General features: G+C 62.5%; 21 protein-coding genes. 10 read left to right on the top strand and 11 right to left on the bottom strand.

From position 1 onward, the window contains the following. The first annotated feature begins 3 nt into the window (after positions 1 to 3). The 4 genes from HBO24_RS05395 to lpxC all read left to right on the top strand — a co-directional run bounded on the left by HBO24_RS05395 (position 4) and on the right by lpxC (position 4426). Complete coding sequence (locus tag HBO24_RS05395; RefSeq protein WP_115128967.1) at positions 4 to 870, top strand: cell division protein FtsQ/DivIB; 867 nt, start codon at positions 4 to 6, stop codon at positions 868 to 870. Between the two features lie 15 nt (positions 871 to 885). Further along, entirely contained in the window at positions 886 to 2145 is a 1260-nt protein-coding gene (ftsA, locus tag HBO24_RS05400; RefSeq protein ID WP_029297837.1) for a cell division protein FtsA, read from the top strand. Between the two features lie 66 nt (positions 2146 to 2211). After that, complete coding sequence (gene ftsZ, locus HBO24_RS05405) at positions 2212 to 3402, top strand: cell division protein FtsZ (RefSeq protein ID WP_057444456.1); 1191 nt, start codon at positions 2212 to 2214, stop codon at positions 3400 to 3402. A 112-nt stretch (positions 3403 to 3514) separates the two neighbouring features. Then, positions 3515 to 4426, top strand: coding sequence for a UDP-3-O-acyl-N-acetylglucosamine deacetylase (gene lpxC, locus HBO24_RS05410; protein WP_029297841.1), 912 nt, complete (start codon positions 3515 to 3517; stop codon positions 4424 to 4426). Between the two features lie 146 nt (positions 4427 to 4572). Here the strand turns inward: lpxC and HBO24_RS05415 are convergent, their stop codons facing one another. The 6 genes from HBO24_RS05415 to HBO24_RS05440 all read right to left on the bottom strand — a co-directional run bounded on the left by HBO24_RS05415 (position 4573) and on the right by HBO24_RS05440 (position 14086). Then, complete coding sequence (locus HBO24_RS05415) at positions 4573 to 6066, bottom strand: sensor domain-containing diguanylate cyclase (protein ID WP_170059375.1); 1494 nt, start codon at positions 6064 to 6066, stop codon at positions 4573 to 4575. 84 nt (positions 6067 to 6150) lie between these two features. Next, entirely contained in the window at positions 6151 to 7473 is a 1323-nt protein-coding gene (locus tag HBO24_RS05420) for an OprD family porin (protein WP_170059376.1), read from the bottom strand. A 313-nt stretch (positions 7474 to 7786) separates the two neighbouring features. After that, a complete protein-coding gene (locus HBO24_RS05425; RefSeq protein ID WP_170059377.1) occupies positions 7787 to 9151 on the bottom strand; it encodes a heavy metal sensor histidine kinase in 1365 nt (454 codons plus the stop codon). Beyond that, a complete protein-coding gene (locus tag HBO24_RS05430) occupies positions 9141 to 9818 on the bottom strand; it encodes a heavy metal response regulator transcription factor (protein ID WP_057958510.1) in 678 nt (225 codons plus the stop codon). Before HBO24_RS05430 ends, HBO24_RS05425 begins: the two co-directional genes overlap by 11 nt. Before the next feature lie 9 nt (positions 9819 to 9827). Next, positions 9828 to 12923: a multidrug efflux RND transporter permease subunit gene (locus tag HBO24_RS05435; protein WP_170059378.1), complete on the bottom strand. Its 3096-nt coding sequence runs from the start codon at positions 12921 to 12923 to the stop codon at positions 9828 to 9830. Next, on the bottom strand, positions 12920 to 14086 hold the full coding sequence (locus HBO24_RS05440; RefSeq protein WP_170059379.1) for an efflux RND transporter periplasmic adaptor subunit: 1167 nt from the start codon (positions 14084 to 14086) through the stop codon (positions 12920 to 12922). Before HBO24_RS05440 ends, HBO24_RS05435 begins: the two co-directional genes overlap by 4 nt. 215 nt (positions 14087 to 14301) lie before the next feature. On the opposite strand from HBO24_RS05440, the gene HBO24_RS05445 reads away from it, so the two are divergent. The 3 genes from HBO24_RS05445 to HBO24_RS05455 all read left to right on the top strand — a co-directional run bounded on the left by HBO24_RS05445 (position 14302) and on the right by HBO24_RS05455 (position 17554). Continuing rightward, a complete protein-coding gene (locus HBO24_RS05445; RefSeq protein ID WP_170059380.1) occupies positions 14302 to 14535 on the top strand; it encodes a hypothetical protein in 234 nt (77 codons plus the stop codon). A 135-nt stretch (positions 14536 to 14670) separates the two neighbouring features. Next, positions 14671 to 15882, top strand: a complete 1212-nt coding sequence (locus HBO24_RS05450) for a transporter substrate-binding domain-containing protein (protein ID WP_170044070.1) — start codon at positions 14671 to 14673, stop codon at positions 15880 to 15882. 97 nt (positions 15883 to 15979) lie between these two features. Then, positions 15980 to 17554, top strand: coding sequence for a PAS domain-containing methyl-accepting chemotaxis protein (locus HBO24_RS05455; protein WP_170059381.1), 1575 nt, complete (start codon positions 15980 to 15982; stop codon positions 17552 to 17554). Between the two features lie 181 nt (positions 17555 to 17735). On the opposite strand, the gene HBO24_RS05460 is transcribed toward HBO24_RS05455, so the two are convergent. The 5 genes from HBO24_RS05460 to HBO24_RS05480 form a co-directional block, all read right to left on the bottom strand. Then, positions 17736 to 18479: a YkgJ family cysteine cluster protein gene (locus HBO24_RS05460; RefSeq protein ID WP_057958515.1), complete on the bottom strand. Its 744-nt coding sequence runs from the start codon at positions 18477 to 18479 to the stop codon at positions 17736 to 17738. 108 nt (positions 18480 to 18587) lie between these two features. Further along, entirely contained in the window at positions 18588 to 19070 is a 483-nt protein-coding gene (locus HBO24_RS05465; RefSeq protein ID WP_170044072.1) for a GNAT family N-acetyltransferase, read from the bottom strand. A gap of 3 nt (positions 19071 to 19073) precedes the next feature. Continuing rightward, the gene (locus HBO24_RS05470) at positions 19074 to 19976 is read right to left on the bottom strand and encodes a chemotaxis protein (protein WP_057438202.1); all 903 of its coding nucleotides are present in this window, start codon (positions 19974 to 19976) and stop codon (positions 19074 to 19076) included. 98 nt (positions 19977 to 20074) lie between these two features. Next, positions 20075 to 21049 (bottom strand): D-glycerate dehydrogenase, encoded by a 975-nt coding sequence (locus HBO24_RS05475; RefSeq protein ID WP_170059382.1) that lies wholly within the window; start codon positions 21047 to 21049, stop codon positions 20075 to 20077. 133 nt (positions 21050 to 21182) lie between these two features. Continuing rightward, on the bottom strand, positions 21183 to 22151 hold the full coding sequence (locus HBO24_RS05480; RefSeq protein WP_057958518.1) for a LysR family transcriptional regulator: 969 nt from the start codon (positions 22149 to 22151) through the stop codon (positions 21183 to 21185). Positions 22152 to 22332: 181 nt separating this feature from the next. Here HBO24_RS05480 and HBO24_RS05485 point away from each other — a divergent pair, with 181 nt between their 5' ends. The 3 genes from HBO24_RS05485 to HBO24_RS05495 are packed head-to-tail and all read left to right on the top strand — an operon-like array spanning position 22333 to position 26229. After that, positions 22333 to 23844 carry an efflux transporter outer membrane subunit gene (locus HBO24_RS05485; RefSeq protein WP_170044074.1) on the top strand — a complete coding sequence of 504 codons (1512 nt, stop codon included), beginning with the start codon at positions 22333 to 22335 and terminating at the stop codon, positions 23842 to 23844. A gap of 11 nt (positions 23845 to 23855) precedes the next feature. Then, positions 23856 to 26039, top strand: a complete 2184-nt coding sequence (locus tag HBO24_RS05490) for an FUSC family protein (RefSeq protein WP_057958520.1) — start codon at positions 23856 to 23858, stop codon at positions 26037 to 26039. After that, positions 26029 to 26229, top strand: a complete 201-nt coding sequence (locus tag HBO24_RS05495; protein ID WP_057438206.1) for a DUF1656 domain-containing protein — start codon at positions 26029 to 26031, stop codon at positions 26227 to 26229. The genes HBO24_RS05490 and HBO24_RS05495 overlap by 11 nt, the downstream gene beginning before the upstream one ends. The last annotated feature ends 10 nt before the right edge of the window (positions 26230 to 26239 follow it).

The raw sequence follows: 26239 nt of genomic DNA on the forward strand, positions 1-26239 counted from the left end.
ACCATGCAAGGCGCATCGCTTCGCCATCAGCCACCCGCTCCCGGCCGCAAGCCGGTGCCGCGTGGTGCCAGTCGAATGGTGGCTAAAGAGCCGATGTCGGCGCGCCTGCCGAAAGCCAACTTTGGTTTTCTCAAGGCCCTGTTCTGGCCGGTGCTGTTGGTGGCGTTGGGCTTTGGCACCTATGAAGGTGCGCAGCGCCTGTTGCCGTATGCCGACCGCCCGATCACCAAGATCAGCGTGCAGGGCGACTTGAGCTACATCAGCCAGCAAGCGGTGCAGCAGCGGATCGCGCCTTTTGTCGCGGCGAGCTTCTTCACCATCGACTTGGCAGGCATGCGTGCCGAACTGGAGCAGATGCCGTGGATTGCCCACGCCGAAGTACGGCGCGTGTGGCCGGATCAAGTGACGATCCGCCTGGAAGAACAACTGCCCGTGGCCCGTTGGGGTGACGAAGCGCTGTTGAACAACCAGGGCCAGGCATTCAACCCGCGTGAGCTGGCCAACTACGAGCATTTGCCGCAGTTGTTCGGGCCGCAACGGGCGCAACAACAAGTGATGCAGCAGTACCAGGCGTTGAGCCAGATGCTGCGGCCACTGGGCTTCTCCATTGCGCGCCTGGAATTGCGCGAGCGGGGCAGCTGGTTCCTGACCACCGGGGCAGGCAGTTCCGGCCCGGGCATCGAGTTGTTGCTGGGACGCGACCACTTGGTGGAGAAGATGCGCCGCTTTATCGCCATCTACGACAAAACCCTGAAAGAACAGATTACGAACATTGCGAGCATCGACCTGCGTTACGCCAACGGCCTGGCCGTTAGCTGGCGCGAACCGGCTGCGCCCACGGCAGCGCAACCCGCTGTCGCGAAGAATTAAGAAGAGGCAGGACCCATGGCAAACGTGCAAAGCGGCAAAATGATCGTCGGTCTCGATATCGGCACCTCCAAGGTGGTGGCGCTGGTAGGCGAGGTCGCGGACGACGGCACGCTGGAAATCGTCGGAATCGGCACGCATCCGTCCCGGGGCCTGAAGAAGGGCGTGGTGGTCAATATCGAGTCCACCGTGCAGTCGATCCAGCGCGCTATCGAAGAAGCGCAACTGATGGCGGGCTGCCGGATTCACTCGGCGTTCGTCGGCGTGGCGGGCAATCACATCCGCAGCCTGAACTCCCACGGCATCGTGGCGATCCGCGACCGTGAAGTCAGCTCGGCCGACCTTGAGCGCGTCCTCGACGCTGCCCAGGCCGTGGCGATCCCGGCTGACCAGCGTGTGCTGCACACCCTGCCGCAGGACTACGTGATTGATAACCAGGAAGGCGTACGTGAGCCCCTGGGCATGTCGGGCGTCCGCCTGGAAGCCAAGGTCCACGTGGTGACCTGCGCCGTGAATGCCGCACAGAACATTGAAAAATGCGTGCGTCGTTGCGGCCTGGAAATCGACGACATCATTCTTGAGCAGTTGGCCTCGGCCTACTCGGTCCTGACCGACGACGAAAAAGAACTGGGCGTGTGCCTGGTGGACATCGGCGGCGGCACCACCGATATCGCGATCTTTACCGAAGGTGCGATCCGTCACACCGCGGTGATCCCGATTGCCGGCGACCAGGTGACCAACGACATCGCCATGGCCCTGCGGACACCGACCCAGTACGCCGAAGAAATCAAGATCCGTTACGCCTGCGCCCTGGCCAAGCTGGCCGGTGCCGGCGAGACCATCAAGGTGCCGAGCGTGGGCGACCGTCCACCGCGTGAACTGTCGCGCCAGGCCCTGGCCGAAGTGGTCGAGCCGCGCTACGACGAACTGTTCACCCTGATCCAGGCTGAACTGCGTCGCAGCGGCTACGAAGATTTGATCCCGGCCGGCATCGTGCTGACCGGTGGCACCTCGAAGATGGAAGGCGCGGTCGAACTGGCCGAGGAAATCTTCCACATGCCGGTCCGCCTGGGCGTGCCCCATGGCGTCAAGGGCCTGGGCGACGTGGTGCGCAACCCGATTTATTCCACCGGTGTGGGCTTGCTGTTGTACGGCCTGCAAAAGCAGACCGACGGCATTTCCCTGTCGGGCATTGGCAGCCGCGAAAGCTATAGCAGTGACGAGCCCAAAGCGCCGTTGCTGGAGCGCCTGCAGGCTTGGGTGAAAGGCAATTTCTAAAGATTTACCGCAACACCGTTTCAAAGTAGTAGGCGAAAAAACTAGAGAAATGAAAGGAGAGGGAAAATGTTCGAACTCGTAGACAACATCCCCGCAAGCCCGGTTATTAAAGTAATCGGTGTCGGCGGTGGCGGCGGCAACGCTGTCAATCATATGGTCAAGAGCAACATTGAAGGCGTTGAATTCATCTGCGCCAACACTGATGCCCAGGCGCTGAAGAGCATCGGCGCGCGGACCATCCTGCAATTGGGCACAGCCGTGACCAAGGGCCTGGGCGCTGGCGCCAATCCGGAAGTCGGCCGTCAAGCCGCCCTGGAAGACCGCGAGCGTATTGCCGAAGTGCTGCAAGGCACCAACATGGTGTTCATCACCACTGGCATGGGCGGCGGTACCGGTACCGGTGCGGCGCCAATCATTGCTGAAGTAGCCAAGGAAATGGGGATCCTGACGGTCGCTGTCGTGACCCGTCCGTTCCCGTTCGAAGGCCGCAAGCGCATGCAGATCGCTGACGAAGGTATCCGTCTGCTGTCTGAAAGCGTTGACTCGTTGATCACCATCCCCAACGAGAAACTGCTGACCATCCTCGGTAAAGACGCCAGCCTGCTGTCGGCTTTCGCCAAGGCCGATGACGTACTGGCCGGTGCCGTTCGCGGTATCTCCGACATCATCAAGCGTCCGGGCATGATCAACGTCGACTTTGCCGACGTACGCACGGTCATGAGCGAAATGGGCATGGCGATGATGGGCACTGGCTGCGCCAGCGGTCCTAACCGTGCACGTGAAGCGACCGAAGCGGCCATCCGCAACCCGTTGCTCGAAGACGTGAACCTGCAAGGTGCACGCGGCATCCTGGTGAACATCACCGCCGGTCCTGACCTGTCCCTGGGTGAGTACTCCGACGTGGGTAGCATCATCGAAGCCTTCGCTTCCGAGCACGCGATGGTCAAGGTCGGTACCGTTATCGATCCAGACATGCGCGACGAGCTGCATGTGACCGTGGTTGCCACGGGGCTGGGCGCTAAAATCGAGAAACCGGTGAAGGTTATCGACAATACCGTGCACACCAGCCAGGCCTCGGCCGCCGCTCCAGCACCTGCTCGTCAGGAACTGCCGTCGGTGAACTACCGTGATCTGGATCGTCCGACCGTGATGCGCAACCAGGCCCAGGCCGGTGCTGCGGCGTCCCGTAGCCCGAATCCGCAAGATGATCTGGACTATCTGGACATCCCGGCTTTCCTGCGTCGTCAGGCCGATTAATGGAATGTATCAGGGCTATGAAGGTGATTGGTGTTCAGCAAAGGTCTGGTCTGCTATTATCGCCAGCCTTTGTTGATACCAGTTCGCAATTTGCGCTGAAGCGGTCCAAGCCATGATTAAACAACGCACCCTGAAGAATATTATCCGTGCCACAGGTGTAGGTCTGCACTCCGGGGAGAAGGTATACCTGACTCTCAAGCCCGCACCTGTCGACACCGGCATCGTGTTTGTTCGTGCCGACCTGGACCCTGTGGTGCAGATTCCTGCTCGCGCGGAAAACGTTGGCGAAACCACCATGTCGACCACATTGGTCAACGGTGACGTCAAAGTGGACACGGTGGAGCACTTGCTCTCGGCCATGGCTGGCCTGGGCATCGATAACGCCTACGTCGAGCTCTCCGCGTCTGAAGTCCCGATCATGGATGGTAGCGCTGGACCTTTCGTATTCCTGATTCAATCTGCCGGCCTGGAAGAACAGGACGCAGCCAAGAAGTTCATTCGCATTCTGCGGGAAGTGACAGTAGAAGACGGCGACAAGCGCGCCACCTTCGTCCCGTTCGAAGGCTTTAAAGTGAGCTTTGAGATCGATTTCGATCACCCGGTATTCCGTGACCGCACCCAAAGTGCAAGCGTGGATTTTTCCAGCACTTCGTTCGTAAAAGAAGTCAGCCGCGCCCGTACCTTTGGTTTCATGAGTGACATCGAGTACCTGCGCAAGCACAACCTCGCACTCGGCGGCAGCGTTGAAAACGCCATCGTGGTCGACGCGGATGGTGTACTGAACGAAGACGGCCTTCGCTATGAAGACGAATTCGTGAAGCACAAGATCCTCGATGCAATTGGTGACCTCTACCTGCTGGGCAATAGCCTGATAGGCGAGTTCAAAGGCTTCAAGTCGGGCCATGCACTGAACAACCAGCTCCTGCGCAAGTTGATTGAGCAGAAAGATGCTTGGGAAGTCGTGACCTTCGAAGATGCCAGCACCGCACCGATCTCTTACATGCGTCCCGTTGCGGCGGTGTAAGTAACAACTCTCTTTCTTTAGTTTTTAAAGGCTGCCTTCGGGTGGCCTTTTTTTATGGCGGCGGTTTGTGGCTCCGCCAATGTTCAATCAAGGCGCGAGGCAGATCTGTGGTGACAAGCTCCCTCGCCACAATAGGTACGCAACCACTACCTCAACAGGGCCGCATCGACGACGCGGTTACGCCCGCTATTTTTCGCCTCATACAACGCCCGGTCAGCGCTGAGCAGCAACTCCTCCAATGACGCGCTGCTGCGTTTGTCCCAGGTGCTCAGGCCGATACTCACCGTAATAGGCTCGCTATCACCGGCAACCGGCGGCAAGTGCTGGATCCCCTGGCGGATATGCTCGGCAATCCTCCTGGCACCGTTGGCATCGGTATGCGGCAGGATCACCGCAAACTCTTCGCCGCCGTAACGTGCCGCGAGATCGGCTGGGCGGCGGATTTGGCGGCCGATCACCTGCGCCACGCTGCGCAAGGCTTCATCACCCCCTTGATGGCCATGGCGGTCGTTGAAGGCCTTGAAGTGGTCGACGTCGATCATCAGCACAGACAAGGGCTCGGTCGAGCGGCGGGCGCGCTCCCATTCCAGGGTCAAGCGCTGGTCGAGGGTCCGGCGGTTGGCCAGGCCGGTCAGGCCGTCCGTGGCTGCCAGTTCTGACAGCACCTTCTCGGCGCGATAGCGGCGCCGCAGTTCCAGGCGCAACATCCAGCTCAGCCACAGCAGGCCCACACACAACACCCCGGTGGCCCCTGCCGTCAGCCACGCGGCGCGCTGCCAGGCGGCGAACACATCGTCGCTGGCCAACGCCACCACCACGATCAATGGCAACCGCCCCACATTGGTAAAGGTATACAGCCGGGGCGTACCGCTGATCGCAGAGATGGCCCGGAAGCTGCCGCTGCCTTCTTGCAGCATGCGCTTGAAGTTGGGGAGTGAACTCAGGTCCTTGTCGATCATGTCCTGTTCGAGCACGGGGTGCTGGGCCAGCAGGATGCCCTGGTTGTTCAGCAGGTTGATGGTGTTACCGTTGCCGATGGTCAGGCTGCTGAACAGTTGGTCGAAATACGCCAGGCGCATGGTCGCCACGGCCACCCCGGCAAACTCGCCGTCGGGCCCGGTCACGCGGCGGCTGAAGGCGATACGCCAGACCTGCTCGCACTGACAATGGATCTTGAACGGGCGGCTGATAAACAGTCCGGCCTCGGGGTTCTGTTGATGGACCTGGAAGTAGTCGCGGTTGGCGAAGTTACGTCGGGTTGGGGTCAGCGTCGACGAGTCGGCAAGCACCGCGCCCTGGGCGTCCAGCAGCAGGACTTCACCTTTATAGGGGGCTGCGCTGGACTGGTCGAATTGCAGTTGATGCCGCACATCCGCCGGCAGTCCCGACAAGTCCTTGCTGGCCGCCTCAATCAAGCCTTGCAGTGCCAAGTCATAGAGCTCGACGTTGCGCAGCACATCGGCATTGATCAGTTGGGTGATATTGCTGGTAGACCGTTGGGCGGTCTGCAGCGTGCTGGCATGTTCGCGGATCAGCAGCACGGCGACGATGATCAGGATCAGGGTGACGGTGAGGCCACTGCCCAGAATCAGCAAAAGCTCCGGGCGTGCAGGCAGGTTAAGGGCGCGGCGTTGACTCATCGGACGGACTTCGGCGGTGACGATGAGGGCAGTTTAGTTCCGCGCGCCTGAAATTAGCTCATCGGCAAAAAAGATAATTGGCCGTCAGAACACATTGATCGGGTAGTCGACGATCACCCGGTACTCATCCACATCGCGGTCCACCGCCGAGTAGCCATTGCTGCCCCGGTTGGTCGCCCATTGCAGGCGCACCGCCAGGTCCTTGGCCTTGCCGCCCTGCACCACGTACTTGAGGTCGATATCCCGCTCCCAGTGCTTGGCGTTCTTGCCGTCGGCGCTGTACCAGGCCGAGTAGCCGCGGCTGTTGGGGTCGACTTTGGTCAGGTCGGTCTTGCCGCTGATGTACGACACCGCTGACGTCAGGCCAGGGACGCCGAGCCCGGCGAAGTCATAGGCGTACTTGAGCTTCCACGAGCGCTCGTTGGGGCCGTTGAAGTCCGAGTATTGCTGGGAGTTGTCCAGGTACACGCTGTCGCCCTGGGCGATGTAGTCGAACGGCGTGTTGCCGTTGACCCGCTGGTAGGCGGCCATGACGCTGTGATTGCCCACGCCCACGGTGAAATGCAGGCTGTAGGTGTTGTTGTCGATATCCCCCAGCAAGGCATTGCCGGTGTCCTGGGTATGGTAGAAGTGCAGGCCCGGGTTGAGGCTGACCAGGTCATTGACCGCGTAGGTGTAGTCCAGGTCGTAGTAGTACTGGTTCCACACGTCCTTGAGTTCGGAGGCGTACAGGTTGCTGGTCAGCCCTGGCAGACCGCTCCAGGCCACGCCTGCCCAGTTCATATGCTGGCTGTCCTGGCCCTTGGGCAGCGCGCCATAGCTGGTGCCGATGCGCCCGTGGCCGCTCTGGTTGTAGATCTTGGCAAAGCTGGCCTGGCCGCCTTCGAACATCCAGCCGTCGAGGCTGTGGTTGGTCAGGCTGACGCCACGGAAGGTCTCGGGCAGCATGCGGGTCATGCCGCCGGCAATTACCGGGTTGTTGAGGAACAGATCGCCGGCTTTGAATTCGGTATCCAGGCCGCGGATTTTCAGGGTGCCGCCACCGGTGGAAAACGAGCCCGGCGCTTTGCCGTTGCCGCTGCCGTACGGCAGGATGCTGGAGCCGTCGGTACCGCCGCCGCCGTCCAGTTTCAGGCCGAGCATGCCATGCACATCCAGGCCGAAACCCACGGTGCCCTGGGTGTAACCGGACTCGAAGACCCCGAGGAAGCCTTGGCCCCACTCTTTGCTGTCGTCGGTGTGAATGTCGCGGCGGTCGCGATTCATGTAGTAGTTGCGGGTGTTGATATTGAGGCTGGAGCCTTCGACGAATCCGTCGGTGGGAGGTGTGTCTGCGGCATGGGCGATAGGGGAGATAGTTGCTGCAATCGCGAGGAATAACGGGGTGAATGTCAGCGCGGTTTTCACCGGGGTAGCTCCTTTGGGTCAGTCTGAACGGCCAATGTTGTGGGGTGTTCCTGGCCTTTTTTATGGCAAAAAAAAGCCGCTGAAGTCAGCGGCTTTAAGACAGATTCCCAGTGTAGAGCCCTGGAAATAAGTCGAGGGAAATGGCAGGGCGGGTCGGCTGTCTTTGCCGTCTCGCTCGTCGATGCGACATATTGGCGCAGGCGAGCGGTACGGTACAGAGTGTAACAAGATAATGACTGTTGCCCAAATCGTAACAGTCAAGACGATGAAGACCCTCTATGGGAATGGGCTTATGTCGGAGTGGTTTTGAAAATCAGATCGGCAGGGTGATACCAAAGGTGTTGCCACCGTGTTCACTGCGCACAAACACGTCCCCACCATGCATCAAGGCAATCGCCTTGACGATGGCCAACCCCAACCCATGATTGGCCCCGCTGTTGCTGCGTGAGGCGTCGACGCGGTAGAAACGCTCGAACAACCGTGGCAAATACTCGCTGGCGATCCGTTCTCCAGGGTTGGTCACGCCAATCAGCACCTGCTGCTCGTGCGTTTCAATCCGCACCTCGATCACTTGCCCCGGCGAGGTGTGCTGCACGGCATTGTTCAGCAGGTTGATCAGGGCCCGGCGCAAATGGGCCTTTTCGATCTTCACCTGGGCATCGCCGACCACCGTGACCTGCACCTGGGCGTCTTCAAGGATAAAGTCCAGATAGTCGAGGGTGGTCGCCACCTCATCGGCCAGGGAGCTTTCAACCAGCTTGGTGGCTTTGCTGCCCTGGTCGGCGCTGGCCAGGAACAGCATGTCATTGATGATCGAACGCAGGCGCTCCAACTCCTCCAGGTTCGATTGCAGCACTTCAAAGTAGTGCTCAGCCGAGCGGCCACGGGTCAGCGCCACCTGGGTCTGGCCGATCAGGTTGGTCAGTGGCGAGCGCAGTTCGTGGGCCACGTCGGCGTTGAACGACTCCAGGCGCGAGTAGGCGGTTTCCACCCGCTCCAGGGTGGAGTTGAAGGCATTGGCGAATTGCTTGAGTTCCGGGGGCAATGGCGACAATTGCAAGCGCCCGGACAGTTTCGGCGGGGCCAGTTTTTGCGCTTCATCCGAGAGCCTGATCAGCGGCTTGAGGCCGATGCGCGCGACCCAGAAGCCCAGCAGCGAAGCCAGCACCACGCCGATAAACGCCAGGCTGATCAACGCCATCAGCAAATGGTGCTGGGTGGCGCGGAAGTTGGCGGTGTCGATGGCGATCATAAAGCGCAGCGGCGGGCGCAGGTCCTTGGCCGGGAACTGGCTGACCAGCACCTTGAACGGATACGCATGCCCCGGCAGGTATAAATCACGCTTGCCCGTGGGGCCGGCGGCGAACTCGCGAAGGTGCGCGTCCGGGTTGCCGTACTCATAGGCCGGGTTGCTGCTCACTACCCAGAAGCGAATACGTGCATCCTCTTCGCCCAGCAGCTTGAGCTTGTTGGTCATTTTCACCCAGTGATCCGGCGTGCCGAAACGCGTGATCGACGACTCCAGCACACTGTAGCGCGCATCCAGTTCGGCCTCCGGCAACAGGCCCAGGCCACGGTCCACCTGCTGGTAGAGCGCGCCGCCGATCAGCAGGAAAATCACCAGTGCGACCAGGGTGAACATGCCGCTCAGGCGCAGGGCAATCGAGTTACTCGACACTGCGGTTCTCCAATACATAGCCCATGCCACGGATGGTGTGCAGCAGCTTGTGCTCGAAGGGCCCGTCGAGCTTGGCCCGCAGGCGCTTGATCGCCACTTCGACCACATTGGCGTCGCTGTCGAAATTGATGTCCCAGACCATTTCCGCAATCGCCGTCTTGGACAGGATCTCGCCCTGGCGCCGCGCCAGGACGCTGAGCAGCGAGAACTCCTTGGCCGTCAGGTCCAGGCGCAGGCCGGCGCGGCTGGCCTTGCGGCTGATCAGGTCGATCCACAGGTCGGCAACGGTCACCTGCACCGGTTCATGCCCGCCGCTACGGCGGGTCAGGGCTTGCAGGCGGGCGACCAGTTCGAGAAAGGAAAACGGCTTGCCCAGGTAATCGTCGGCGCCTTCGCGCAGGCCGCGAATGCGGTCTTCCACGCGCTCGCGGGCAGTCAGCATGATCACCGGGGTTTGTTTACGCGCCCGCAGTGCGCGCAGCACGCCAAACCCGTCGAGGCCGGGCAGCATCACATCGAGCACGATTACTGCATAGTCGCTTTCCAGGGCCAGGTGCAGGCCCTCGATGCCGTCGCGGGCGACGTCCACCGTGTAGCCTTGTTCCGTCAGCCCGCGATGCAGGTAGTCGGCGGTTTTCTCTTCGTCTTCAATAATCAGGACACGCATGACCCCGCCTCAATGTGTGGTCGCCAGCCCGGGGGCCGGAGTGGGTCTGTGGAACAGCTTCTCAAGGTACAAGTATATGACCGGCGTGGTGAACAGCGTCAGCGCCTGGCTCACCAGCAACCCGCCGACCACCGCGATGCCCAGGGGCTGGCGCAGCTCCGCGCCGGGGCCTGCGCCGAGCATCAGCGGTACTGCGCCCAGCAGCGCGGCGAGGGTGGTCATGATGATCGGTCGAAAACGCGTGACACAGGCTTCATAAATCGCATCCGCCGGTGCCAGCCCACGAACCCGTTGCGCTTCGAGGGCAAAGTCGATCATCAGGATGCCGTTTTTCTTGACGATGCCGATCAACAGCACCAGGCCGATCAAGGCCATGATGGAAAAGTCCTGGCCCAGCAGCCACAGCATGATCAACGCACCCAGGCCGGCCGAGGGCAGGGTCGAGATGATGGTCAGCGGATGCACGAAGCTCTCATACAGCACGCCGAGGATGATATAGACCGCCACCAGCGCCGCGAGGATCAGCCACGGCTGGCTGGCCAATGAACTCTGGAACGCCTGGGCCGCACCCTGGAAATTGCCAATGAGGGTGCTCGGCATGCCGATCTCGTTCTTGGCCTGGTCGAGCATGATCACGGCGTCGCCCAGGGCCACGCCCGGCGCCAGGTTGAACGACAGGTTGGCCGCCGGGAACATGCCGTCGTGGCTGATGGACAACGGCCCGACCGTCGGCGGGTCGACCTTGGCCAGTGCCGACAATGGCACCATTTCACCGCTGAGGGGCGAGCGCAGGTAGAAGTAGTTCAGGCTCTCGGCCTTGCCCCGTTGCTGGCTGTCCAGTTCCAGCACCACCTGGTACTGGTTGGTCTCGGTCTGGAATTCATTGACCTGGCGCTGGCCGAACGCATCGTACAGCGCCTGGTCGACATCGGTGGCGGTCAGGCCGAAACGCGCGGCGGCCTGGCGGTCGATGCTGATGTGGGTGATGCTGCCGCCCAGTTGCAGGTCGTTGGACAGATCGCGGAAGGCCGGGTTGGTGCGCAGTTTTTCGGTCAGGCGCTGGGTCCAGGTGTTCAGGGTCGCGCCGTCGTTGCTCTTGAGCACGTACTGGTACTGGCTGCGGCTGGGCCCGGAGCTGAGATTGATGTCCTGGCCGGCGCGCAGGTACAGCACGATCCCCGGTACCCGGGCCAGTTTGGCGCGGATCCGGTCGATAAACTGGCTGGCCGACACATCGCGATCACCGCGATCTTTCAGGGCAATCCAGAAGCGGCCGTTGGCGATGGTCTGGTTACTGCCGGTCACACCCACCGAGTGGGAGAAGTTTTCCACCGCCGGGTCGGCCTTGATGATTTCGGCCAGGGCCTGGTGCTTGGCCACCATGTCCGGGTAGGACACATCGGCCGCTGCCTCGCTGGTGCCAAGAATAAAACCGGTGTCTTGTACCGGGAAAAAGCCCTTGGGGATAAACACGTAGCCGGCCACGGCCAGGCCCAGGGTCACGGTGAAGATGCCGAGCATCGTGCGCGGATGGGCCAGGGCCCGGCGCAGGTTCCTCGCGTAACCGGCCAGCAGGCGTTCGCCAAAGCCCGGTTTGTCGTGGGGAGGGTGGGTGGGGGCGCGCATAAACTGCCCGGCCAGCATCGGCGCCAGGGTCAGGGACACCACCACCGAAATCAGGATGGTCGAGGTCGCGGTCAGGGCAAATTCCTTGAACAGGCGCCCGACCACGCCGCCCATGAACAGCAGCGGGATAAACGCGGCCACCAGCGAAAAGCTGATCGACACCACGGTAAAACCTATCTCGCCGGCGCCCTTGATCGCCGCTTCGCGCTTGTCCAGGCCCGCCTCAAGGTGACGGTGGATGTTCTCCACCACCACAATCGCATCGTCCACCACAAAACCCACGGCAATCACGATGGCCACCAGGGTCAGGTTGTTCAAACTGAAGCCCATCACATACATCAGGGCAAAAGTGGCCACCAGCGACACCCCCAGCACACTGGAGACAATCAGGGTTGCCGACCACTGGCGCAGGAACAGCGCCATCACCGCCACCACCAGCAACACCGCGATCAACAGGGTGATTTCCACTTCATGCAGCGAGGCACGAATGGTCTTGGTGCGATCCGACAGCGAGCTGACTTCCACCGACGCCGGCAGCATCGCCTGCAAGCGCGGCAGCTCGGCCTGGATGCGGTCCACGGTGTCGACGATATTGGCCCCCGGCTGGCGGAAAATCACCAGGTTGACCCCCGGTGTATCACCGGACCAGGCCTGCACGTAGGCGTTTTCCGAACCGTTGATCACCCGTGCCACGTCGCGCAACTGCACCGGCGCGCCGTCCTTGTAGGAAACAATCAGCTCGCCGTATTCCTCAGGATGAAACAGCTGATCGTTGGTCGACAGCGTCGATACGCTGTCGCGCCCATACAGCGCGCCCTTGGCCAGGTTCAGGCTCGACTGCTGCAGCACCAGGCGGATATCGGCCAGGGTCAGGCCGATGGCGGCGAGTTTGTCCGGCGAGGCCTGTACCCGGATTGCCGGGCGTTGCTGGCCGGTGATGCTGATCTGGCCGACGCCGTCGATCTGGCTGATCTGCCGGGCCAGCAGGGTCTCCACGTAGTCGCTCAGTTCGGTGCCGGGCATATTGTTGGAGCTGATGCTGAGGATCAGCACCGGGCTGTCCGCCGGGTTGACCTTACGCCAGGTCGGCAGGTTGGGCATATCGCTGGGCAATTTGCCGGCCGCCGTATTGATCGCCGCCTGCACTTCCTGGGCGGCGGTGTCGATGCTCTTGTCGAGGGTGAATTGCAGGGTCAACAGGCTGGAGCCCAGGGCGCTGCTGGAGGTCATCTGGGTCATGCCGGGGATGGCACTGAATTGCACTTCCAGGGGCGTGGCCACCGACGAGGCCATGGTGTCGGGGCTGGCGCCGGGCAGTTGGGCGGTGACCTGGATCGTCGGGAACTCCGCCTCCGGCAGTGGCGCGACGGGCAGGCGCGGGAAGGCGATCAAGCCCAGCAGCACCAGGGCAAAGGTCAGCAGCAGGGTGGCGACCGGATGGTCGACGCACCAGGCCGATACTGAGCCACGACCCTTCATGGCCGGGCCTGCGCTTGGGCGGTCTGGACCACTTGCGGCGGCTCCTTGAGCACCTCCACCTGGGCACCGGCCTTGAGGCGCGACTGGCCGTCGCTGACCAGCACATCACCGGCCTGCACACCGGTGACAATCGTCAGGTCGCTGTTCTGGTAGGTCACGTGCACCGGCACCACGTCCACCTTGTCGCCATTGACGCGGTACACGAAGTGCGAGTCCAGGCCGCGCTGGACCACGGTCGGCGGCACCACCAGGGCCGCCTTGTCGAGGGCGGTCTGGATCTTCACCGTGACCAGTTGCCCCGGCCACAGTTTTTGCGTGGCATTGCTGAATTCGGCCTTGGCGCGGATGGTGCCGGTGGTGGCGCTGATCTGGTTATCAATCAGGCTCAGGCGGCCTTCGCCGAGCAGGATGGCGGCCGGGCTGTCGGTGTCGGCGCCGAGGAACGCATCGACACTGGCCGGGTGTTGCGCGGCGATCAGGCCCTGCAGGGTCGGCAGCATCTGTTGCGGCAGGGAAAATTCCACGGCGATCGGGTCGATCTGCGTCACCGAGAACAGGCCCTGGGCATCGCTGGTACGCAGGAAGTTGCCTTCATCCACATTGCGAATCCCCACCCGACCGCTGACGGGGGAGCGAATCTGTGTGTAGGAAAGCTGAACCTGGGCCGCATCAATTGCCGCCTGGTTGCCCAGGGCCGTGGCCTTGAGCTGGTTGACCAGGGCTTGCTGCTGGTCGTAAGTCTGCTTCGACACGCCGTCGTCGATGCTCAGTTCTTTGTAGCGCTTGAGATTGACCTGTGCCACCTGCAACTGCGCCTGGCTTTCGCCCAACTGGGCCTTGGCCTGGTCAAGGCTGGCGCGGATCGCCCGGTCATCAATGCTCGCCAGCAGGTCGCCGGCCTTGACCCGTTGCCCCTCCTTGACCATCAACTGGGTGAGAATGCCGTCGACCTGCGGGCGGATCACCACGCTATGCAGCGACAGTACCGAGCCGATACCGCTGACAAACCGTGGGATATCCTGCTGCGCGACACTGACCACCCGTACCGGGATTGCGCTGGAAGCCGACAGCTTGGTCTTGGCCGGCCGGGTCGCCACCCAGGCCATGACCGCCAGGGCCACGACGGCGAGCACAATCACGGTGGTTTTGCGTTGAATGGGCATGGTCTCGCGGCGTCCGGACAGGGAAAGGGAGGAGCGTAGGCTCTTTATAGCCTGCAAACCCGGTCAGCAAAGTGACCGGTAACTGACAGCGCTGTCAGCAAAGGTCGACCATTCGTACGGGCAGTGGTTAAAGAACCAGGGCGCGCAGGTATACTGCGCGCCAGTGTGGCCCGCAAGTCGGGCCCGCGTCATTTTTTGCACGCTCCGGAGCTTCCATGAATTCCCCGACACAACCGCCTGTTGAAAGCGCCGAACTCGCTGATCCAGACAGCCTCGACAGTGAAGCCAAGCCGGTGATCCCGGCGTTCAAATTCCCCTTCAAGCCGGGTGAGCTGGCCGGGGTGAAAGACAGCAATCAGCCGTGGTACAAAAACGGCGCGAAGAACGGCCACACCAAGACCCCCGGCATGGCGCCGCCAGGCACCCGTCGTTCGATGGGCAAGCGCTGACTGCCTACAGCCATTGCTGACTTTTCGCCTTGTCGGCTAATGACCTTTTCTTGAAAGCTTGCTCGATACCCCTTCGCCGCGCCTGGTTGGCAGCACGGGGTGAAGGAGTGGGGTTTTCAAGAAAGGGATGTCTTCATGGCTTGGGCAAAGATCTTTGTTTTATCCATTGGGGCGCTACTGTCGGGCGCCTTTCTGATAGGGCCGGTGGCCGCGGCGGCGCCGCGCAGCGAGATCCGCTTCGCGATTTCCCCTCTGTTTCCTCCCTATGAAAGCCGCAACGCCCAAGGGCAGTTGGTCGGCTTGAACATCGAACTGGGCAATGCCTTGTGCGCGCAACTCGATGTTCGCTGCATCTGGGTCGATCAAGTCTTCACCCATAGCATCGCAGCCCTTGAAAGCCGGCGTTTCGACGCAATCATGGGCATGGCTTCTACCCCGCAACGCCGGCAGTTGATCGACTTCACCGACGATTTGTACCCCCTGACCACGCACTTGGTGGCGCGCCGTTATTCCGGGCTGATGCCCACGGTACGCGCCCTCAAGGGCAAGCGCGTGGGGGTGTTGACCGGCAGCAATCGCGAAGCGTTCGCCCTGGCGCAATGGGCGCCGGCCGGGGTGATCATCAAGAGCTTCTGGCTCAACGACCAGTTGATCCGCAGCCTGGTGGCCGGTGATATCGACGCGACCCTGCAAGGTACAGCCGAAATTCGCCAGGAGCTGCTCGACACCGAGCAGGGGCAACCTTTCGATTTCGTCGGCCCGCCGGTCACCGGCCAACAGATGGGCACTGCCGTGGCCATCGGCGTGCGCAAGTCCGATCGCGAATTGCGCAGTGACCTTAACCGGGCGCTGGAGCAGCTCAAGCAGAGCGGCGAGCACCAGCGCATTCTGCGAGGGTATCTGCAGGAGGAGCTCGACATTGCAGCGGCGCAACCGGGCGATGGGCCGCGCTTTTACCCCAGCGAGCTGACGCTGCCTTTTTCCGAGGCGGTGCGGGTCGGCGACACGTTGTACATCTCCAGTATCTCGGGGTTGGATATTCGCGGTAATCCAGTGAAAGGCGGGACGGGCGCGCAGATGAAGCAGGTGATGAAGAACCTGCACGACCTGTTGGAGCGTCATCATTCGTCGTTGGATCGGGTGGTCAAGTGCACCTTGATGCTGGCCGACCTGGATGACCTGGCCCTGGTCAATGAGGTGTACCTGGGCTACTTCGCCCGTAGCCGCTTGCCCGCCCGCAGCGTACTGGCCGTGCGCAGGTTGCCGCGCAGCGCACGGGTGGCGCTGGACTGTGTCGCCCTGATTGAGGAGTACCACGAGCCGCAGGCGCTGGCGCCGGGCAACTAAATGCGTGGAACATGAGCTGGATCAGTATTTGCTCAACCGGTGCGCTTAGAGTCGGTGCCCCTGCCGACTCCCCCAATAACCCCCGAGCGCGCTTTCCATGAAGATCAATCTCCCGGTCACGGGTCGAAATGTGGACATTGCCCAAGATGCCAACATTCTCTCGACCACCGACCTCGGCAGTTCGATTACCTACGCCAACCAGGACTTTATCGACGTCAGCGGCTACAGCCGCGAGGAGCTGCTGGGTGCGCCACATAATCTGCTGCGCCATCCGGACATGCCGTCGGCGGCCTTTGCCCATATGTGGCAGACCCTCAAAAGCGGTCGCTCGTGGATGGGCATGGTGAAGAATCGCTGCAAGAACGGCGATCACTACTGGGTCAGTGCCTATGCCTCGCCGGTCACCCGCGACGGCGTGGCGGTGGAGTACCAGTCGGTGCGGACCCGGCCCGATGCGCGGCGGGTGATGGCAGCTGAGCGCGTGTATGCCCGTCTGCGCACGGGCACTCGGCGCATACGGCCGGTGCTGGAGATGCCCTTGAAGTTGTCGCTGGTCACCGGCGCGACATGCGCCTTGACCTGGGGGGCTGGGGTCGGCTTGGCGAGCTATCCGTGGGCGGTGCAAGTACTGGGCCTGGCGGCGGTGGGCGCGGTGGGGATATTAGGCGTCAACCTGTTGTTGCGCCCCCTGCGGCAACTGAGCGAGCGGGCGCGGCGGATCGCCGATAACCCCGTCAGCCAGGCGATCTATACCGGGCGTGCGGATGAGCTGGGGCAAATCGAATTTGCCATGCAGATGCTTGAAGCCCAGGTGGGCGCGGTGGTCGGCCGGATTGGCGATGCATCGCAGCGTTTGTCCGGGCACGCCGCCGCCCTGGTCGAGCAACTGGACAGCAGCCACAGCAGCACCCTGGGCCAGCAGAGCCAGACCGACCAGGTGGCCACCGCCATCCATGAGATGGCGGCCAGCGTGGCGCAAGTCGCCAACCATGCCCAGCAAGCTTCGAAAGCCGCCGACCAGGCCGGCAGCGAGACCCGCGAAGGTCATCAGCGAGTGGACGAAAGCCGCGATGCGGTGCTGCGTCTGTCCCAGGAACTGGCCAGGGCCACCACGGTGATCCATCAACTGGAAAGCCATAGCGGTGATATTTCCGGTGTGCTGGAGGTGATCCGGGCGATTGCCGAGCAGACCAACCTGCTGGCCCTCAACGCGGCCATCGAGGCAGCGCGAGCGGGCGAACAGGGCCGTGGTTTTGCGGTGGTGGCCGACGAAGTGCGTGGCCTGGCGCAACGTACCCAGCAATCGACCAATGAAATCCAGCGCATGATCAGCACCCTGCAGGGCGGCGCCCGGGATGCGGTGATGGCCATGGAGCAGAGCAGCCAGCATGTCGAAGCCAGCGTCGATCACGCCCAGCGCGCCGCATCGGCCCTGGATGGCATCAGCCAGCGGGTCAACCAGATCACCGCCATGAGTGTGCAGATTGCCACTGCTGTGGAAGAACAGAGCGCGGTCAGCGAAGACATCAATCGCAATATTGTCGGCATCCGCAATGCCGGCGAAGCCACCGTCACTGCCGGCCAGCAGAGCCAGCTCAGCTCGGGCGACGTGGCGGCCCTGGCGGAAGATCTGCGGCGGCTGGCAGAAGAGTTCTGGGGCAAACGCCACTAGGTTGTGGCTGTGGCAAGCCCTGATGCCCTTCAGTTCAGAGAGGGTGCAGGGCAATCAATAACCTGTGGCGAGGGAGCTTGCTCCCGTTGGGGCGCGAAGCGGCCCTAAAATGGGACTGCTACGCAGTCCAACGGGAGCAAGCTCCCTCGCCACAGTACAGCCCCAACCCATTTGACGCGCCTCAGGCAGCGCGCAAGGAGATAAACGCATAGTTGGCCGGCACCTCGGTGGCGATCTGTGCCCCGGCATCCAGTAACTGTTCGGCGATGTCCATGCCGGACACATGAAACACCCACTCATTAGCCATGGCCGGTTGTTCCACCGCCAATTCAATGGCCTGGGCAAACGCGCCCATATCCGGCAGATACGCGGTAAAGCCATCGCCCTTGAGCGCCGTGGTGCGAATCCCCAGCAGGGCGCACACCGCTTCCTTGGTCTGCACGTCGTCACGGTCGGCCTGGCGTGAGCGGCGGATCAGCTCCGCCAGTTCAGGGTCCACCAGTTCACCCCCGACGATCAGCGCCGGGCCCTGTTCCCAGGAGTGCGGCGGGCAATCCTTGGCGGCCGGGTTCAGTGGGATATGCGGGTTGATCTCCATCGGGTAGATACGACAGACCAGTGGCCGCCGCTCATAGATGCCGCAGCGGTTGTCTTCGTCAAGATTCCGGCAGGGCCCCGCGTTGTAGGCGGCAAAAGTAATGGCCACAAACGCCTCGGTCGTGCCGCTGGGCACCACCACCGAACGCCGTTCGGCATGCTCGCGTTGTTGCAGCGGCAGGCCCAGGCCATTGCCCAGGAAGCCTTCCACCAGGACGATGACATTGCCGCCGTCCGCCGCCCACTGGCGGGCTTCGTCGAGTGTCAGGGGGACATGATGGTCGGTGCAGCATTTGCCGCAACCAACGCAGGAAAAATGGGTATTCATGGAAGATCTGCTACCAGGCCAGGTCAGAGGGCGCTCTTGGACGGTGACGGGTTTTTACCTCTATCCGCCGTTCAGAGACTCTGGAAGCAAGTTATGCGCCAGTGCCGGTCAGTCGTCGCTGACCACGTCGCGCAGCACAAACACCATGCCCGCACTTTCATACAGCTGGCGTGCGCGCAGATTGCTCTCCAGCACCTTGAGGTCCACATAGGGCTCGCCGCGTTGCTTGAACACCTGGAAGCTGTGCAGCAACAAGGCGCGACCCAGCCCCTGGCCCTGGGTACAGGGGTGGATGGCGAGATTCTTGATAAAGGCACTGGTCCAGCATTGGGCCACGCCAAGTATGCCTTCGGCGTTGCTGACCACCAGGCAGAGCCTGGGGTCGAACTCTGCGTTGCTGATGAACTGCTGCTGCCAGGTGTCCAGGTTGGCGACATGGCCGCCGCCCTGTTCCTGGGTCATGCGTAACACCGCATGAATCGCCGGGGCCAGTTCGTCGCGGTAATGGTCCAGGCGGATGCCGCCCGGCCATTGCGGCGCGGGCAGGCTGGTGGTGAGGTCGCGGCGCAGCAGTTGGTAATACGCTGTCAATGTTTACAGGCCTTTTTGCGCCACGGTCTGGGCCGCGACCACCAGGCATTTGGTCAGCTCGGGTGACGAAAACTTGGTCAGCACCGAGTCGGCACCGGCCAGGCGGGCTTTTTCGCTGTTCATCGCGCTGTCCAGGGAGGTGTGCAGCAGCACGTACAAATCCTGGAAATCCGGGGTTTCGCGCAGGGTGCGGGTGAGGGCGTAGCCGTCCATTTCCGACATTTCGATGTCAGACACCACCACATTGATCTGCCCGGCGCTGCCTTGCAGTTCCAGCAGCACGTCGATGGCCTCTTTGGCACTGCGAGCGGTGTGGCAGGTCAGGCCGAGGTTGCGCAGGGTGTGCACCGATTGCTGCAGGGCCACCTGGCTGTCGTCCACCACCAGGATGCGCGCATGGCCGAGCACTTCGGCTTCTTCCATGGTCAGGTCGGTCGGTGCCACTTCGATCTGCGCGGGGGCGATGGCGTGGATGACTTTTTCGATGTCCAGCACCTGCACCAGCACCCCGTCGACCTGGGTCACGCCGGTGATAAACGAGCGTGTGCCGCCGGAACCAAAGGGCGGCGGACGGATATCGGTGGTCAGGCAATGCACGATCCGGCTCACCGCCTGCACATGCAGGCCCTGCTTGGAGCGGCTGACATCAGTGACGATCAGGCAACCGCCGTCGGGGTCTTGCAGGGGCATTTCGCCCAGCGCCCGGCTGAGGTCGATCACTGACAAGGCCGCGCCACGCAGGGTGGCGATGCCTTTGACGTGCGGGTGGGACTCCGGCAGCTTGGTCAGCGGCGGGCAGGGAATGATTTCGCTGACTTTCAGCAGGTTGATGGCCATCAGCTTGCCGCTGCGCAAGGTAAAGAGCAGAAGCGAGAGTGAATCTGCGCGGGCTTTGGTGGTGGACATAAAAACCTTCTGTGGATCAGCGATAACAATCTATAGCGGGTTATCGACGTTCGCGCCAAAAACTGTAGGGGCTGGCTTGCCAGCTCCTACAATGCCGATCAGCCTTTCCACACCTGCGGGTTCACCAGATCCTGCGGGCACTGGCCCAGCAGGGCGCTGCGCAGGTTGTCCAGGGCACGGTTGGCCATGGCTTCACGGGTTTCATGGGTGGCCGACCCGATATGCGGCAAGGTCACTGCATTGCTCAGTTGGAACAGCGGCGACTCGGCCAGGGGCTCGCGCTCATACACATCCAGCCCGGCGCCGCGAATGCGCTGGGTTTGCAGGGCTTCGATCAGTGCAGGCTCGTCCACCACCGGGCCTCGGGAAATATTCACCAGGATTGCGCTGGATTTCATCAGGCCCAACTCGCGATGGCTGATCAGGTGCTGGGTCTTTTCACTCAACGGCACCACCAGGCATACAAAATCCGCCTCGGCCAGCAACTGGTCCAGGCTGCGCATCTGCGCGCCCAGTTCCTGTTCCAGCGTGGTCTTGCGGCTGTTGCCGCTGTAGATAATCGGCATATTGAAGCCCAGGCGCCCACGGCGGGCGATGGCCGCGCCGATATTGCCCATGCCGACGATACCCAGGGTCTTGCCGTGTACATCGCAGCCAAACAACGGCGCGCCGACGCTGGCTTTCCACTGCCCGGCCTTGGTCCAGGCGTCCAGCTCGGCCACGCGGCGGGCGCTGCTCATCAGCAGGGCGAAGGCCAGGTCGGCGGTGCTTTCGGTCAGCACATCGGGGGTGTTGGTGAGCATGATCCCGCGTTCGTTGAAGTAGTCCACGTCGTAGTTGTCGTAACCCACGGAGACACTGGACACCACTTCCAGCTTGCTCGCCCCTTCGAGCTGCGCCCGCCCGAGCTTGCGGCCGACGCCGATCAGGCCGTGGGCGTGGGGCAGGGCTTCAGTGAACTGCGCGTTGATATCACCCTGCTTGGGGTTGGGGACGATGACCTCGAAGTCCTGTTGCAGGCGTTCGATCATCGCGGGGGTGACACGGCTGAAGGCGAGGACAGTCTTTTTCATCGCAAGTGAGGCTCATCGACAGGGAAGAATGCCAAGCACGCTAACATTCCTCGCTGCGAATGTCAGGACACCGCTAGACCTCTATGGGCACAGGGCAAAATGTGGGCGCTGGCTTGCCTGCGATGACGGCAGGTCAGCTACCCAGCCGCACCCCACCCAAACTGCCACTCAGTTCATACGCAACCAGTTCCGCCTGGTGCGCCGCGAGGATCTCCGGCAGCGAGCCGCGCAGGTATTCCACCCAGGTCTTGATCTTCGCATCCAGGTACTGGCGCGACGGGTAGATGGCGTACAGGTTCAGTTCCTGAGAGCGGTAATTCGGCATCATCCGTACCAGGGTGCCGTTACGCAGGCCTTCGATGGCCGCGTACACCGGCAGCAGGCCGACGCCCATGCCGCTGATGATCGCGGTCTTCATCGCGTCGGCGGAGTTCACCAGGAACGGCGAGCTGTTGATGCTCACGCTTTCCTGGCCGTCCGGGCCGTTGAAGGCCCATTTGTCCAACTGGATCACCGGGCTGACCAGGCGCAGGCAGGCATGGTTGAGCAGGTCACTGGGCCGCTGCGCGCAGCCGTTGGCTTTGACGTAGGCCGGCGAGGCACAGACGATGCTGTAGGTGATCCCCAGGCGTTGGGAGACAAACCCCGAGTCCGGCAGCTCGCTGGCGAGCACGATGGACACGTCGTAGCCCTCGTCCAGCAGGTCGGGCACGCGGTTGGCCAGGGTCAGGTCGAAGGTCACGTCGGGGTGGGTGCGGCGGTAGCGGGCAATCGCGTCGATCACGAAATGCTGGCCGATGCCGGTCATGGTGTGCACTTTGAGCTGCCCGGCGGGGCGTGCATGGGCGTCGCTGGCTTCGGCCTCGGCCTCCTCGACATAGGCGAGAATTTGCTCACAGCGCAATAAATAGCGCTTGCCGGCTTCGGTCAGGGCGATGCGGCGGGTGGTGCGATTGAGCAAGCGGGTTTGCAGATGGGCCTCCAGATTGGAGACCGCGCGCGAGACGTTGGCCGTGGTGGTGTCCAGTTGTACGGCGGCGGCGGTGAAGCTGCCGGCCTCGGCGACACAACTGAAGGCGCGCATGTTTTGCAAAGTGTCCATGGGGTGCTCTCAAGGGAGATGGCAAATTGTGACACGAAGTTACGGGGGCGAGTGAGCCCGACCAATGGATTATCGCCTGAACGGTAATAAAGATTCACAGGAATCCCACCTTATCGCCATTCCCCGTGCCCCCTAGAATTGCCGCACCGTCCCCGCAACACCACCTCAGGAATTCGCAGCAGTGCCGCGTCGCATCAGCAGAGAGCTGAAGACTCTCAGTGTTTGGGCTTTATCGTTAGCAATCAGCGGCTGCATCGGAACCGGAGGAATTGCCCCCCAAGGCAAGCACCTCGCCGCCAATACCCTGGCCACCGACGACGCGATCCAGAGCGCCGCCCGGGATGCCCACTGGCCGACCAGCCAGTGGTGGCAGGCCTATGGCGACCCGCAACTCAATCGGTGGATCGACCTCGCCGTACAAGGCAGCCCGAGCATGGCCGAAGCCGCCGCCCGGGTGCGTGAAGCACGGGCCATGGCCGGGTTGGCCGAGTCGGCCGAGGCCGTGCAGATCAACGGGGATGCCACCCTCAAGCGCCACAACTGGCCCAGCGATCAGTTCTACGGCCCCGGCAAGCTGGACAATTCCACCACCTGGGACAACAACGCTGCCCTGGGCCTGAGCTACGCCCTCGACCTGTGGGGCCGCGAGCGCAATGCCAGCGAGCGCGCCGTCGACCTGGCGCATAGGCGTGTCGCCCAGGCACGCCAGGCCCAGTTGGAATTGCAGAACAATGTGGTGCGCGCCTATATCCAGCTGTCGCTGCATTACGCCCAGCGCGATATCGTCGCCGCCACCCTGGCCCAGCAACAGCAGATCCTCGACCTGGCGCAAAAGCGCCTGGATGGCGGGATCGGCACGCACTTTGAAGTCAGCCAGGCCCAGACGCCGTTGCCGGAAACCCATCGGCAACTGGACGCCCTCGACGAAGAGATCGCCCTGACCCGCAACCAGCTGGCGGCTTTGGCCGGCAAGGGGCCGGGGGAGGGTGCAACCTTGCAGCGGCCGACCCTGGCGCTCGGTGCGCCGCTGAAATTGCCCTCGGCACTGCCCGCGCAATTGCTCGGCCAGCGCCCTGACGTGGTCGCCAGCCGCTGGCAAGTCGCGGCCCAGGCCCGGGGGATTGACGTGGCCCATGCCGGTTTCTACCCCAACGTCGACCTGGTGGGCAGCCTCGGCTACGTCGCCACCGGCGGCGGCATGCTGGAGTTCCTCACCGGCAAGAAACTCAACTACAGCGTCGGCCCGGCGATCACCCTGCCGATCTTCGACGGTGGCCGCCTGCGTGCGCAATTGGGCGAGGCCAGCGCCGGCTACGACATTGCCGTGGCCCGCTACAACCAGACCCTGGTCAATGCACTCAAGGGCATCAGCGACCAACTGATCCGCCGCGAATCCATGGCCAAGCAGCAAACCTTCGCCGCCGAATCGGTGGCCTCGGCGCAGAAAACCTATGACCTCGCGATGATCGCCTATCAGCGCGGGCTGACCGATTACCTCAATGTACTCAATGCCCAGACCCTGCTGTTTCGCCAGCAGCAGGTCGAGCAACAGGTCCAGGCCGCGCGCTTGAGCGCCCATGCCGAACTGGTGACAGCCCTGGGCGGTGGCCTGGGTGCTGGCAGCGATGCTCCGGCACCCGATAAGACACTCCCGAGCAAGACCCCGGCGGCTTTGGCCGTGTTCGATCACTGATCAGGTTCCCCATGACTCCCTTGCCTGCACCGCTGCGTTGGCTGCATTCCCTGGAATGGCGCCGTGGCTTTTTCGACTGGGCACGCAGTGATGGCGTGACCTGGGTGTATATCTTCAAAGTACTGATCGCCGCGTTTCTCACCCTGTGGCTGGCCATGCGCCTGGAACTGCCGCAACCGCGTACCGCGATGATCACCGTGTTTATCGTGATGCAACCGCAAAGCGGCCAGGTGTTTGCCAAGAGCTTCTACCGCTTCCTCGGCACCCTGGCGGGGTCGGCGGTGATGGTGTTGTTGATCGCCTTGTTTGCGCAAAACACCGAGCTGTTTCTTGGCGCGCTGGCGATCTGGGTCGGCGTGTGCACGGCCGGTGCCACCCGTAACCGTAACTTTCGCGCCTATGGTTTTGTGCTGGCCGGGTATACGGCGGCGATGGTCGGCCTGCCGGCGCTCGCCCACCCGGACGGCGCCTTTATGGCGGCGGTCTGGCGGGTGCTGGAAATCTCCCTGGGGATTTTGTGTGCGACCCTGGTCAGTGCCGCGATCCTGCCGCAAACCAGCAGCGCGGCCATGCGCAACGCCTTGTACCAGCGTTTCGGCACCTTCGCGCTGTTCGTCACCGATGGCCTGCGCGGGCGCAGCCAGCGTGAAGGTTTTGAAAGCAGCAACGTGCGCTTTATCGCCGAAGCCGTGGGCCTGGAAGGGCTGCGCAGCGTCACCGTATTCGAAGACCCCCATATGCGCCGGCGCAATGGTCGCTTGAGTCGCTTGAACAGTGAGTTCATGGGCATCACCACGCGCTTCAACGCCCTGCACCAGTTGCTCGAACGCCTGCGCAGCGATGCCGCCGACCATGTGGTGGCCGCGATCAAGCCTGGCCTGCAGGACTTGGCCGAACTGCTCGATGGCTTCAGTGGGCGCGCCCTGACCAGCCCCGATGCTGCGCGCCTGGTGAGCCAACTGACGGCCTACAAGGAGAGCCTGCCGGCCAAGGTCCGCAGCCTGCGGGCGATGTTCCAGGAGAGCAGCCCGAGCGATGCCGAGCAGTTGGATTTCCACACTGCCTATGAGCTGCTGTACCGCTTTGTCGATGACCTGCACAACTATGCGCAGACCCATGCTTCCCTGGCCGAGCACAGCCACGCACGGGAGCACTGGGACGAGTCCTACACGCCGAAAACCAACTGGCTGGCCTGTGCCGCGTCGGGAATTCGCGCGTCATTCATTCTGCTGGTGCTGGGCAGTTACTGGGTGGCCACCGCCTGGCCCAGCGGCGCGACCATGACCCTGATCGCGGCAGCTACCGTGGGCCTGTCGGCCGCCACACCGAACCCCAAGCGCATGGCTTTCCAAATGGCCTGCGGGACGCTGATCGGCGCCGTGGTGGGCTTTGTCGAAATGTTTTTCGTGTTTCCCTGGATCGACGGCTTTCCCTTGCTCTGCGTGATGCTCGCCCCGGTGATCGTGCTCGGTGCGTTCCTCTCGTCGCGCCCGCAATACGCCGGGGTCGGCCTGGGCCTGCTGATCTTTTTCAGTACCGGTTCGGTGCCGGACAACTTGACGATCTACAACCCCTACACCTTTATCAACGACTACATCGCCATGATCATCGGCATGCTGGTGTGCGCCGCGGCGGGGGCGATTATCCTGCCGCCCAACAGCCCTTGGCTGTGGCGCCGCCTGGAGCGCGACCTGCGTGAGCAAGTGGTATATGCCATCAGCGGCAAGCTCAAGGGCCTGGCCTCGGGTTTTGAAAGCCGCACCCGCGACCTGCTGCACCAGGCCTATGGCCTGGCCGCCGGCCAGCCACAGGTGCAACGCAACCTGTTGCGCTGGATGTTTGTGGTGCTTGAAGTCGGTCACGCGATCATTGAGTTGCGCAAGGAGCAGGCGATTCTGCCGGTGCACCCGGCGTACGCTCAATCCCAGCCCTGGCGCCAGGCCATCCGGGTCATGGGGCGTTCGCTGGTGCGGCTGTTTTTGCAACCGAGCCAGAGCAACCTGGAGCGCGCCCTGGTGGCGGTCGATCACGCCATCAGCCGCGTGCAGGCCACCGACGAACCCTTCGCCCCGCACTTCGACACCTCGGCCCTGCGCCGGGTGAAAAGCTACCTGCACTTTATCCGCACCTCCCTGCTGGACCCGCAATCGCCACTGGCTGCCTTCAAGCCTTCCGGAGTCGCCCATGCCTCGTGAAATAGCGTTCCACGGCATCTACATGCCGACCATGACCCTGATGTTTTTTATCGCCGCCGCACTGGCCTGGGCCCTGGATCGCTTCCTGGCGGGCTTTGACTTGTACCGTTTTTTCTGGCACCCGGCGCTGCTGCGCCTGAGCCTGTTCACCTGTCTTTTCGGCGCCATGGCGCTGACTGTCTACCGTTGAGAATGCCCCG

The sequence above is a fragment of the Pseudomonas sp. WS 5410 genome (assembly GCF_012985645.1).
Classification (GTDB): Bacteria; Pseudomonadota; Gammaproteobacteria; order Pseudomonadales; family Pseudomonadaceae; genus Aquipseudomonas; species Aquipseudomonas shahriarae.